Genomic DNA, 11677 nt, shown 5'->3' on the forward strand with positions numbered 1-11677 from the left:
GGGGCTACCAGCCGAAGCGGCGGTCGACCTCCCGGGCGAACTCCTCGAACGTCAGCACGTTGTCGCCGTTCTTGTCGGCGGCGTCGAAGAGCGCGGACGAGGCGTCGACATCGCCCAGGGCCCAGAACGGCAAGTCGCCGTTGGCCGCCAGGGTCGGGCCCTTCGTCCGCAGGGCGGTGATCACTTCCAGGCGGGTCAGGGTGCCGTCATGGTTGAGATCGAGCGCCTCGAACAGCTTGCGGGCCTTCGCACTCATCACGTACGTCCTTCCGGGAGGAGTCGGCAGGAACTGCCTGCCGCCAGCCTACGGCGCCGCCCACCCCGGCCGGCGGGCGCGGGCCCCCCGGAGCGCGAGCGGCGGCGGACGCCCGGTCCGGTCACGGGCCGTGGGGCCGACCGGCCGGACCGCGGCATCTTCCCCAGCGGGATCCGAACCTTTCGGCGTACGAGGCCGTGCCCCATCCCAGGCAATGACGCGCACAGCCGGCGCAAGCCGACCCAGCAGCCGGAGGAATCACGCGGATGAGCGAGACAACACCCGGGCACGCCGCCACGGAGCAGGCCGTGACCGTCCTGATGGCGGTGGTGCCGTGCGGCTCCGACACCGCGCGCCAGATCCTGGCGGACACGGCACGGGCCGCCGAGATCGCCCTGCTCGAGACGGCCGAGGCCGTGCTCGCCCTGGGAGGCTGCCGCGCGCTGCCGGCCGCCCTCGGCACGGCCCTGAAGGCCGCGATGGACGGTGCCAGGACCGCCACCGCGCCGCCCGTGCCGCAGCCGTACACCCGGCTCCTCCCCGATCCGCAGACCATCGGCGTGTTGCTGAAGCGGCACCGCGGCCTGCGCCGCCGCGCCCTGGCCGCTCCGCACGACCTCACCCTGCGCAACGAGCTCGACGACGCCACGTACACCCTGTGCATCCTGATGGGCCAACGCAACGCCTGCACCGCGCTCCGCTCGGCCGAGCTGCTCGTCGGCGCCGAGTGGCTCGGCGCCCCGGTGCGGGGAAGGGTCCGGGACGCGTCAACAGAGCGCCACGGGTTGTGACTTCCCGTAGTCGAGCTGCTACCTTTCGTGATCGCCGATGGAAGTGATCATGCGTAGAGGGGTGCGTCCCATGAACACGGTCAGGAAGACGGTCGGGAAGACGGTCGGGAAGACGACCCGTGCACTGACGTGCGCGGTGGTGAGCCTGCTGGCGGCGGCAACCGTGTCGGCCGGGCAGGTCTCCGCCGCGACGGAGCAGGCGGCGACGTGCCGCAACATCGGGACGTCGTTCACGGACAAGCTGATCCCCGGACAGTGCATCGGCAACGGCGGCTACCGCCTCGACATGCAGTACGACGGCAACCTGGTCCTCTACTCGGGCGATCGCGCCTGCTGGGCGAGCGGCACCGACGGAACCGACGGGGTGTACGCCGAGTTCTCCGGCGACTGGCGGCCCGACTCTCCTTACCTGTCCCTGGAATCCCAGTTCGGGCAGCTCAGGAAGTACCGCGGGAAGTACACCGGACTGCACAAGACCGGCAACGTGAGCATCAACGGCAAGGGCGAGGTCTGGATCGCCTACGGCAAGCTCGCGGGCTGCTGACCGATGGGGGTCAACGGGACCTTGGCGCGCGGTGCGAGCGCGCTCGTCCTCGCATGGGGCGTCCTGCTCGGGTTGCCGGCGGCCGGGCTGGCTGCCGTACCGGTGCAGCCGTCGGACGTCTGTGTGGCGAGCGAGAACCTGGGCGAGATCGCGAACAACTTCATCTCGCGATGCCGCAAGGGATCCATCCGGCAGGCGTTCCCCGGGGAGCACTACGGGGATTCGCTCGGCTCCATCCGGGGGTGCGGGCTCAAGTCCTGCCAGACGGCGTGGAAGCTGCTGAATGACAACCGGTTCAAGAAGTAGCGTGCGCCGATGAGGACTTACGTCGCGGTTCTGGTCTGTGTCGCCACGGCCACGGCCGGCGGGCAGGCGCCCCTGTACCGGGAGAGCTTCGTCCTGCTGTCGGCCCGGACCGAGGACGAGGCCAGGTCCAAGGCCCAGGCCCACGGCGAAGCCCTCGAGACGGGCTACCGGAACGAGAAGGGTGAACTGATCACCTGGACGTTCCGGCAGCTCGTGGATGTCGCCGAGGTGCCCGAGGACCCCCTCGGCGACGGCACGGAGATCTACACCCGCCACTTCCGCAACTTCGCCGCCTACACGGCCTTCGAACCCCTGTTGTCCGGCGAGGACCTCTGACCCTCCGTACGCGGCCGGCCGGGGGGCCGCCGAACTGCTGAAACGGCACCGGCGGAGGCGTCGCCGTGGCGGCGAGGGGGCACGGAGCACGGGTGAGACCTCTCGAGCTGCGTCCCGCGGCTGCACGCCGCACCACCACGTCCCGTCGGGCGCTGCTCGCCGGTTCGGTCGGCAATCTCGTCGAGTGGTACGAGTTCGGCGTCTACGGCTGCCTGGCCACCGTCATCGCCGCGAACTTCTTCCGGCACGAGGGGAGCAGCGGCGCCGAGGCACTGGTGGCCACGTACGCCTCGTTCGCCCTCGCGTTCTTCTTCCGGCCCGTCGGCGCCGTACTGTTCGGGCGGCTCGGCGACCGCCTCGGGCGGCGGCCCACCCTCATCGTGGTCGTCGGCCTCATGACCCTCGCCACCGCGATGATCGGCCTCCTTCCGACCCGCGCCGCCATCGGCGGCGCCGCCCCCTGGCTCCTGACGCTCCTGCGGGTGCTGCAAGGACTCTCCGCGGGCGGCGAGTTCGGCGGGGCCGTCTCCCTCATGACCGAGTACGCGCCCGACAGCCGCCGCGGCCTCTACGGCGCGTGGCAGTCCTTCACCGTCGCGCTCGGCCTGCTCACCGGGGCCGGTACGGCCGCCACCCTGGCGAGCGCGCTGCCCGCCGAGGCCCTGTACGCGTGGGGCTGGCGGATCCCGTTCCTGCTGGCCCTGCCGCTGGGCGCGGTGGCGCTGTGGCTGCGTACGTCGCTGGAGGAACCGCCCGGGGCTCCCCCGGGAGACGGCCGGGACGGTCCGCTCGGCGCCCGGGAGCTCGCGCGCGCCGTCGTACTCGGGATCGGGCGGATCATGGGCTGGTCGGCGGCCGGGTACACCTTCCTCGTCGTCCTGCCGTCCTATCTCCAGGCGACGCTCGGCGCCTCCCTCCGCGAGGCCCTGCTCGCCACCGCCCTGGCCAATGCGGGGTTCGCCGCGTCGATCCTGCCCGCCGGGGCACTCAGCGACCGGATCGGCCGGCGCCCGGTGATGCTGTGCGGAGCCCTCGGCGTCGTGGTGCTCGCCCTCCCCCTCGTCCACCTGCTCCGGTCCCCCGAGGCGTCGCCGTGGGCCAGAGCCGGTGCCGTGCTGCTCGCGGGTGCGCTGGTCGGCCTGCTGGCCGGGCCCGGACCGGCGATGCTCGCCGAGATGTTCCCGCGCAGGGTCCGCTGTACGGGGCTCGGCCTGGCCTACTCCCTCGCCAACGCGGTGTTCTCCGGCTGCGCCGGACTCGTCATCACCGCCCTGATCGCCCGGACGGGAGACCCCGCCGTGCCCGCGTACTACGCCGCCGGGGCCTGCGCCCTCAGCTGTCCCGCGCTGCTGGCCCTGCGCGGGCGCGCCCACCGGGAGCCGCTGCGATGAGGGTGATCGGGCTGATGTCGGGGACCTCGTACGACGCCGTCGACGCCGCTGCCGCCGACCTGGAACCGTCCGCCGAGGACGGCACCCTGCAGCTGGTGCCCCTCGGCATGGTCAGCGAGCCGTACGCGGCCGACGTGCGGGAGGCCCTCGCCGCCGCCCTGCCGCCCGCGCCGACCACCCTGGCCGACGTCTGCCGCCTCGACACCCGGATCGGCCAGGCCTTCGCGGCCGTCGCCGCCCGCGCCGACCGGGAACTGTGCGCGGGGCGCGCCGAGTTGGTCGCCTCGCACGGGCAGACGGTGTACCACTGGGCCGAGGACGGCCGGGTGCACGGCACGCTGCAGCTCGGCGAACCGGCCTGGATCGCGGAGCGCAGCGGCTGCCCGGTCGTCTCCGGCTTTCGGACGCGGGACGTGGCGGCGGGCGGGCAGGGGGCTCCCCTGGTTAGCCTGATCGACCTGATGCTCCTGCGCGGGCGCCCCGGCGTGCCCGCGGCCCTGAACATCGGGGGGATCGCCAACGTCACCGTGCTGCCGGCGGGCGCCGATCCCGTGGCGTTCGACACCGGCCCGGGCAACGCGCTGATCGACGCCGCGGTCCGGGAACTGAGCGCCGGGCGGCGCGCGTACGACGAGGACGGCGTGCTCGCCGCCGCCGGGCGCGTCCACGAGGGGCTGCTGGACCGGCTGCTGTCCGGGGAGCCGTACTACCGGATGCCGGCGCCCCGGACGACGGGCAAGGAGCTGTTCCACGCGGGCTACCTCCGGGCGCGGCTCGCGGGGTGCGGTGAGCTCCGGCCCCAGGACCTCGTCGCCACGCTGACGCGCCTGACCGCCCGTACGGTGGCCGATGCGCTGCGCCCTCTCGCGGCGACCGAGGTCTTCGTGTCGGGCGGCGGGGTACGCAACCCGACGCTGATGGCGATGCTCCGCGACGAGCTGGCGGGCAGCACGGCGGTCCGTGCGTCGCGGGAGCTCGGGCTGCCCGCGGAGGCGAAGGAGGCGTACGCGTTCGCGGTGCTCGGCTACCTCAGCCTGCACGGCCTCCCGGGCAATGCCCCGGCGTGCACCGGAGCCGCCGGCCCGCGCGTGCTGGGCTCGCTCACTCCGGGCAGCCGTCCGCTGCGTCTGCCCGCGCATCCGGGCCGCGCTCCGCACGCCCTGTCCGTACGGGGTCCGGCGACCGCAGAAGCCGCGGTGTGAACGGCGCCAGAGGCGGCCTGGGCCCGGAACCCGCAGCTCCGCGCCTCGTTGACCAGCCGACGGAGGGAAGTCTCGTGCATCGGATCAGCCGCCACGCGGTCGCAGCACTGGCAGGGCTCGTACTCCTGCTGCCGGCGGCGGGGGTGGGATCGGCGGCGGGCATCGGGCCCGGAACCGGAGCCGCAGCCGCAGCCGCAGCCACAGCCACCCGCGTGGCCGACGATCCGGCCCGCGTGGTCCAGGAGCAGCGGATCGACGCGCGGACGCTCGACCTCACCGTCACCTCGCCCGAGATCGACGCGCCCGTCGCCGTGCGGCTGCTGCTGCCCCCCTCCTGGTCGAAGACCGCCACCCGGACCTGGCCCGTGCTGTGGCTGCTGCACGGCGGCTCGGGCGACCACACGGACTGGACCGCCCACACCCACATCGAGGAGCTCGCCGCCCCTCGGGACGTCCTTGTCGTGCTGCCGCAGACGAGCCCGTGCAGTGGATACAGCGACTGGTACAACTCCGGCGGCGGAGGCCCGCCGGCGTGGGAGACGTACCTGGTCGACGAACTGCGGCCGCTGCTGGAGAGCCAGTAACGGGCCGGGACGGAGCGGGCCGTCGCGGGCCTGTCCATGGGCGGGCTCGGCGCGATGAAACTCGCCGCCCTGCACCCCGGCATGTTCCGCGCGGTGGCCTCGTACAGCGGAGCGGTGAGCACGCTCCACCTGTCGTTCGACGGCGGGCTCTCGGGGCCCGACCTGGTGAAGGGCGCCGGCGCCGGGTGCCACACCGACTGGCGGCGCATCTGGGGCGAGCCGGGCTTCCCGTTCGACACGACGGACCCGACCGATCTGCGCCGGCGCAGCGTGTGGGAACGGAACGACCCGCTGCATCAGGCCGCCGGGCTCGCCGGCACCGCGCTGTACATCTCGTACGGCGACGGTACGGACGCCGGTACGGGCTGGCAGTGGGGCCACCCGCCGGCGAGCCCCGCGCGCTGCACCAACCCGATCGCCGGCGGCGCGGAGCGCGTCGAGCGCCTCATCCACGGCATGAACCAGGACATGCTGGTGCGGCTCGCCCAGCTCGGCGTTCCGGCCGCCGTGTGCTCCTACCGGGGCGTCCACGCCTGGCCGTACTGGGAGCGCGAGCTGGTCTTCTCCTTCCCCGGGTTGATGGCGGCCATCGGCGCCTGACACCGGCGGCCGGAAGGCCAGGAAGTCAGGACGTCAACCGGCGGACCGTCGCCACCAGGGCCGCCCGCTGCGCGTCCGGTCCCGCGTCCAGGTCCTCCGGCACCAGGATGCGGGCGAGCTGCGGTAGCGTGAACCACGAGGCGATCAACGACATCACCGTGTGCAGCAGCCGTGCCGGGCTGGACTCGCCGGTGAGTGCGCCTTCCTGCTGGGCCGCGGCGATCGCGGCGATCTTCTCGGCGTAGTGATCCGTCCGCTCGCACTGGGCGGCCAGCTGGTCCTGGCACTGCAGGCCTTCCCAGGCCAGGAGCCGCATGAAGTGCGGGTGGGCGCGGTGGTAGTCGTAGGCCCGGCCGGCGTAGTCGCCCAGGTCGCGGGCCTGCGCCTCCGTCAGCGGGACGGCTGCCGCGAGCTTCTTCAACTCGGTCTCCAGCACCGCGCAGAACAGCTTCTCCTTGCTGCCGAAATACTGGTAGATCCGCTCCTTGTTGACACCTGCACCGGCGGCCACGCGCGCAACCCGGGCGCCGTCGAACCCGTGCTCGGCGAACTCTTCCACCGCCGCGTCGAGCAGGAGTTGTTTGGTGCGTGCTGTGTCCCAGGCCATGGCATGCACTGTAGTGCCCTCGAGCGGAATTCCAACCTGATGGTTGGACTTAAGATCATGTCCGTGCAAGACTCCAACCGCTTGGTTGGAAATTCGGTCCGCCGCCCGTCGTAACGCATCCAGGGGGAAACAGCCTCATGTCCGCAGCTCCGACGACTCCGCCCGCCCCGCCCTCCGCCCACCGCCGCGCGTTCATCACCTGGCTCGCGGTCTACCCGACGATCACCCTCACCCTCGCCCTCCTGGGCCCGTTCATGAACGACCTCCCGCTGGTCCTGCGCACCCTGATACTCACGGCGGTCGTGGTCCCGATCGTGGCCTACTGGCTGATTCCGACCCTGATGAAGGTGACGGCGTCGCTCCCCCGCCGGTCCGCGGGCGCCTGACCGCCGCAGACCCGGTGCCGGTCCTCCCGAGAGTGCCCGGTCCCCTAGGCCGCGTCTTCCGGATCATGGCGGGGCCGGGTCGTCCAGCAGCTCCGGGCCGTTGTTGCGGACGCTGTTGACCGCCGTGGAGACCGCCCGTACGTCGAGGCGGCCGTCGGCCGGGGTGTGGAGGAGGGCCCGGAGGCCGTGGACGTCCTGGTGGGCGGGATCCAGCCAGGCGTCGTGGTCCTCGGGGGACACGGCCAGGGGCATGCGGGGGTGGATCCGGCCGGCCGCGTCGGCGGCCTCGGTGGTGATGATCGTGGTGGTGAGGAGCCAGGCAGCCGGGTCGTCCTCGTCGGTCACGGCCGGGTCGCGCCAGAACTCGTACAGCCCGGCCATGGCCATCACCCCGGCGTCGTCGGGGGCGATGAAGTACGGCTGCTTGTACGCCTTCGCGGTGGCCGTGGCGGCCACCGACTGCCACTCGTAGAAGCCGTCCGCGGGCAGCAGGCACCGGCGCCGCGTGAACGCACGGCGGTACGCCGGCTTCTCGTGCACCGTCTCGACCCGAGCATTGATCATCCGGGCGCCCCCGTTCGGGTCCTTCGCCCACGATGGGACCAGGCCCCACCGCAGGGTGCGCAGCCGCCGCTCCACCTCCCCGGTCCCGCGGTCGGGGCGTTCGAGGACGGCCCAGACCTGGTCGGTGGGTGCCACGTTCCAGCTCGGCGCCAGCGTCTCCCGGGGATCCCATCGGGCCTCGAACAGGCCGGCCAGGTCTTCGGGGGCTCGGCTGGAGGCATATCGACCGCACATGGCTTCCACTCTCCCACCGCGACGGCTCCCCCGGCCGCCGGGCCGGCGCCGCGGGCGCGGGATTCAAGGAGGGGTACGTGCCCGCAGCCACCGGGGCGGCCGCCCGGGCCGCTCACCGCGGACGGCCGCCGTCTCCAGCGTAGGCCGCGATGCCGCAGCCGCGCTCAGCGACGGGCGCCCGGCCGAGCGGGATCGGCCGACGTCGGCGCAGGTCGGAGCCGTCGGACCGGCCGGAGCCCGTCGGCCGGCACCGGCTGCGCGCGCGGGGCCCGGTACGGCGCCTTCCCGGACGGGGCCCGGGCCGGTGACGGGCCCGCTCGGCGGTCACTCGACGAACTCCTCGTCCCCGTAGCGCACCTTCGCGGTGTTCCAGTCGACGCCGAGCTCGGCCGTGAGCCGGCGGGCCAGGGGAAGGCCGGCGATCGGGGTGATCAGGACGAGGCGGCCGCCCACGGTGACCGAGCCGCCGCCGAGGCGTTCGCGGGCCTCGGGGTTCGCGAGCAGCGCTTCGCGGAGCCGGGTCGCGCAGACGCCGGGTGCCTGGATCTCCACCGCGTCGGTGTCCGGTGCCGTGCGCGGCAGGCAGCGGAAGGTGAGCAGGGTCGACGCCCCCGGCCGGGCAGGGCCTGCGGCACGGCGCCGCGCGCGGCAACGCTCCGCTTGGCCGATAACAAGTGGCAGGACCGTCCGGTCAGTTGCGGGTCTACGGCGTCATGGCCTGGCCGCCGATGTCCGCGGCGCCGCCCAGCTGCCCCTGCCACCACGACTCCGCCTCGCGGTGGTCCATCGCGGCCCAGGCGGGTGTCTGCTCCACCTGGCCCCGGCCGAGGCGGCGGGCCAGGGCTACCATCTCCCGCCCGGCTGCGCCCCGCGCGGCCTGGTACCTGTGCAGCAGCTCGTCCCAGGTGCCGGCCCGGCGCCAGGCGTCCTCGAACGCGGTGGCGTCCTGGAGGGCCTTGGCCGCCCCGCTGGTGTTGTGCGGGCGGACCACGGTGGCCGCGTCACCGGCGAGCAGCAGGCGCCCGGCCGTCGTGCGCGCCGTCTCCAGGTCGTAGATCGGCTGGACGAAGGTGTCCGCGGGCTCGGTCAGCGCGATCACCTGCGCCCAGTACGGCGGGAACTCCCGGTCCAGTAACGCGCCCAGGTGCGCGGTGAGTTCCTCGGTGATCCGCCCCGGCGGGAAGCTCGTCGGGTCGTCGAACGGCAGCCGCCCGGTCTGCGGGGGCATGGCGTACAGGACCCAGTTCACGCGGGGGCCGTCCGGCCCGGGAATGGGGTAGATGACGCAGCTTCCGCGGCTGAAGCAGACGGTGGTCACCGCATCGGCGGGCCGGCCGCCGTCGCCGAGCGCCTCCAGCCGCCGGGCGTCGAAGTTCCCGCGCCAGCAGACGTACCCGGCGTAGGCCGGCCGGGATTCGGGGCAGACCGCCTCGCGGACCACCGAGCGGTACCCGTCGGCGCCGACGACCAGGTCGAACGCCTCGGCGGTGCCCCGTGCCAGCCGTACCTCGGCGCGCCCGCCGTCGCCGGCCACGCCCGTCACCGCCGCGCCCTGCCGGTAGACCACCGAAGCCGGTGTCGCCTCGCGCAGGCCTCTCCACAGCAGACCCCAGTGGTACGAGTGGAACGGGAACGGCTGCTCCCAGAACACCCTGCCGGCCGGACCGGCCGCCGCGTCGTCCCGGACCACCCAGCTGCGCCGGGTCAGCCGGTGCGCGGCGATGCCGGCGGGCAGCGCGCCGGTGGCGGTGAGTTCGGCGGCGCGCCCGTCGTGGATGCAGAGCCCGAGTCCGCGGTCCGCGAGCCGTCCGTGGGTGCGTTCCAGCACCACCACCTCGTCCGCGCCCGCCCGGGCCGCTGCCGACGCCAAGGCGCAGCCCGCAATGCTGCCGCCCACCACCGCGACCGTACCGCCTCGCATACGAGTTCCCTCCGCGCGCTCTCCCGGGGCCCGCCACCCTACTGGGACTTTCCGGCCGGGGCAGGAGGTTCGTCCGATGCCGGACACCCGGCCGGTGCGCGCCGGTCAGTCGGCGAGAGCCGCCGATACGACGGAGCGGGCCTCCTCCTGTACGCGGGTCAGGTGGTCGGGGCCCAGGAAGGATTCGGCGTAGATCTTGTAGACGTCCTCCGTGCCCGACGGGCGGGCCGCGAACCAGGCGTGCTCCGTCGTGACCTTGATGCCTCCGATGGCGGCCCCGTTCCCGGGAGCCTCCGTCAGCACCGACGTGACCGGCTCCCCCGCCAGGGTGTCGGCGGTGACCTGCCGGGGTGACAGCCGGCCCAGTACCGCCTTCTCCTCACGGGTGGCCGGCGCGTCGATGCGGGCGTACGCCGGCTCGCCGAAGCGGGCCGTCAGGCCGGCGTACCGCTCGCTCGGGCTCTGCCCCGTGACCGCCAGCATCTCCGAGGCCAGCAGGGCCAGGATGATGCCGTCCTTGTCGGTGGTCCACACGGAGCCGTCGCGGCGCAGGAACGAGGCTCCGGCCGATTCCTCGCCGCCGAAGCCGATGGTGCCCGCGGAGAGTCCGTCGACGAACCACTTGAACCCGACGGGCACCTCCACCAGTTCGCGGCCCAGGTCGGCGGCCACCCGGTCGATCATGCTCGAGGACACCAGCGTCTTGCCGATGCCCGCAGCCGCCGGCCACTGCCGACGGTGGCCGTAGAGGTACTCGATCGCCGTGGCGAGGTAGTGGTTGGGGTTCATCAGACCGCCGTCCGGGGTCACGATGCCGTGCCGGTCGGCGTCCGCGTCGTTGCCGGTGGCGATCTGGAACCGGTCCCGGCCCTCGATCAGCGAGGCCATCGCGTACGGGGAGGAGCAGTCCATCCGGATCTTGCCGTCCCAGTCCAGCGTCATGAACCGCCAGGTGGGGTCGGTGTTCGGGTTGACCACGGTCAGGTCGAGGCGGTGCTCCTCGGCGATCCGCCCCCAGTACGCCACGGACGCCCCGCCGAGCGGGTCGGCCCCGATGCGCACGCCCGCGGCGCGTACGGCGTCCAGGTCGAGCACGGACGGCAGGTCGCGCACGTACGTGCCGAGGTAGTCGTACGTACCTGTGGTCGAGGCGGCCGTCGCCCGCGCGAACGGGATCCGCCGGACCTCCTTCATGCCGCCGCTGATGATCTCGTTGGCGCGCTCCTGGATCCAGCCGGTCGCCTCGGAGCCGGCGGGCCCGCCGTGCGGCGGGTTGTACTTGAAGCCGCCGTCCGCGGGCGGGTTGTGCGAGGGGGTGACCACCACTCCGTCGGCCAGGGCCGAGGTGCGACCGCGGTTGTGGGTGAGGATCGCGTGCGAGACCGCGGGCGTCGGGGTGTAGCCGTCGGCGGCGTCGACGAGCACGGTCACGTCATGGGCGGCGAAGACCTCGAGGGCGGTCACCCGGGCGGGCTCGGACAGGGCATGGGTGTCCGCGCCGAGGAACAGGGGGCCGTCGATGCCCTGCTGGGCCCGGTACTCGCAGATCGCCTGGCTGGTCGCGGCGATGTGGTCCTCGTTGAAGGCCGTGGCGAGGGAGGAGCCGCGGTGTCCCGAGGTGCCGAAGGCGACCCGCTGGCCGGGATCCGCCGGATCGGGGTGCAGGGCGTAGTACGCGGTCACCAGCCGGGCCACGTCGACCAGGTCCTCCGGGCGCGCCTGCTGCCCCGCTCTTTCGTTGAGCATCCGCCCATTCCTCCGTAGTGGATCCGAACTGAATCAAAGAGAACAACCGTGGTCATTGTGTCGCCCCCTGAACGTGCCCGCACCGCCGCGTCGCCACTCGGCCCGCACCTGTGCGCCCGGTCACGCGGCCCTCCGGTGTCTTGCGGGTGACCGCGGGGCCGGCCGGTCGTTGAGTCCGGCGGCGCAAACCCCGGCCCCCGAACCCCGAC

General features: G+C 73.4%; 13 protein-coding genes and 1 pseudogene. 8 read left to right on the forward strand and 6 right to left on the reverse strand.

The window, feature by feature from the left end; genetic code table 11:
* Positions 1-4: 4 nt before the first annotated feature.
* Positions 5-256: an EF-hand domain-containing protein gene (locus tag OG299_RS03810; RefSeq protein WP_266637060.1), complete on the reverse strand. Its 252-nt coding sequence runs from the start codon at positions 254-256 to the stop codon at positions 5-7.
* A 266-nt stretch (positions 257-522) separates the two neighbouring features.
* Between OG299_RS03810 and OG299_RS03815 the strand changes: the two genes are divergently transcribed.
* The 7 genes and pseudogenes from OG299_RS03815 (at position 523) to OG299_RS03845 (ending at position 6010) form a co-directional block, all read left to right on the forward strand.
* Positions 523-1047 carry a DUF5133 domain-containing protein gene (locus tag OG299_RS03815; RefSeq protein WP_327360468.1) on the forward strand — a complete coding sequence of 175 codons (525 nt, stop codon included), beginning with the start codon at positions 523-525 and terminating at the stop codon, positions 1045-1047.
* A 70-nt stretch (positions 1048-1117) separates the two neighbouring features.
* The gene (locus OG299_RS03820) at positions 1118-1591 is read left to right on the forward strand and encodes a hypothetical protein (protein ID WP_266637064.1); all 474 of its coding nucleotides are present in this window, start codon (positions 1118-1120) and stop codon (positions 1589-1591) included.
* Between the two features lie 3 nt (positions 1592-1594).
* A complete protein-coding gene (locus OG299_RS03825; protein WP_327360469.1) occupies positions 1595-1897 on the forward strand; it encodes a hypothetical protein in 303 nt (100 codons plus the stop codon).
* A 9-nt stretch (positions 1898-1906) separates the two neighbouring features.
* Positions 1907-2233, forward strand: a complete 327-nt coding sequence (locus OG299_RS03830) for a DUF4288 domain-containing protein (protein WP_266637068.1) — start codon at positions 1907-1909, stop codon at positions 2231-2233.
* 92 nt (positions 2234-2325) lie between these two features.
* On the forward strand, positions 2326-3624 hold the full coding sequence (locus tag OG299_RS03835) for an MFS transporter (protein ID WP_327360470.1): 1299 nt from the start codon (positions 2326-2328) through the stop codon (positions 3622-3624).
* Positions 3621-4826, forward strand: coding sequence for an anhydro-N-acetylmuramic acid kinase (locus tag OG299_RS03840; RefSeq protein WP_327360471.1), 1206 nt, complete (start codon positions 3621-3623; stop codon positions 4824-4826). Before OG299_RS03835 ends, OG299_RS03840 begins: the two co-directional genes overlap by 4 nt.
* A gap of 233 nt (positions 4827-5059) precedes the next feature.
* Positions 5060-6010, forward strand: a pseudogene (locus OG299_RS03845) (alpha/beta hydrolase).
* A gap of 25 nt (positions 6011-6035) precedes the next feature.
* On the opposite strand, the gene OG299_RS03850 reads toward OG299_RS03845, so the two are convergent.
* Positions 6036-6617 carry a TetR/AcrR family transcriptional regulator gene (locus tag OG299_RS03850; RefSeq protein ID WP_327360472.1) on the reverse strand — a complete coding sequence of 194 codons (582 nt, stop codon included), beginning with the start codon at positions 6615-6617 and terminating at the stop codon, positions 6036-6038.
* 137 nt (positions 6618-6754) lie between these two features.
* Between OG299_RS03850 and OG299_RS03855 the strand changes: the two genes are divergently transcribed.
* The gene (locus OG299_RS03855) at positions 6755-7003 is read left to right on the forward strand and encodes a putative antibiotic biosynthesis monooxygenase (protein ID WP_327360473.1); all 249 of its coding nucleotides are present in this window, start codon (positions 6755-6757) and stop codon (positions 7001-7003) included.
* Positions 7004-7066: 63 nt separating this feature from the next.
* On the opposite strand, the gene OG299_RS03860 is transcribed toward OG299_RS03855, so the two are convergent.
* From OG299_RS03860 to pgm, 4 genes are all read right to left on the reverse strand, one after another.
* On the reverse strand, positions 7067-7801 hold the full coding sequence (locus OG299_RS03860; RefSeq protein WP_327360474.1) for an SOS response-associated peptidase: 735 nt from the start codon (positions 7799-7801) through the stop codon (positions 7067-7069).
* Between the two features lie 324 nt (positions 7802-8125).
* Positions 8126-8353, reverse strand: coding sequence for a hypothetical protein (locus OG299_RS03865; RefSeq protein WP_327360475.1), 228 nt, complete (start codon positions 8351-8353; stop codon positions 8126-8128).
* A 151-nt stretch (positions 8354-8504) separates the two neighbouring features.
* On the reverse strand, positions 8505-9722 hold the full coding sequence (locus tag OG299_RS03870) for an FAD-dependent monooxygenase (RefSeq protein ID WP_327360476.1): 1218 nt from the start codon (positions 9720-9722) through the stop codon (positions 8505-8507).
* A 105-nt stretch (positions 9723-9827) separates the two neighbouring features.
* Positions 9828-11468, reverse strand: a complete 1641-nt coding sequence (gene pgm / locus OG299_RS03875) for a phosphoglucomutase (alpha-D-glucose-1,6-bisphosphate-dependent) (RefSeq protein WP_327360477.1) — start codon at positions 11466-11468, stop codon at positions 9828-9830.
* Positions 11469-11677 lie beyond the last annotated feature (209 nt).

It is taken from the genome of Streptomyces sp. NBC_01296 (genome assembly GCF_035984415.1).
Lineage (GTDB): Bacteria > Actinomycetota > Actinomycetes > Streptomycetales > Streptomycetaceae > Streptomyces.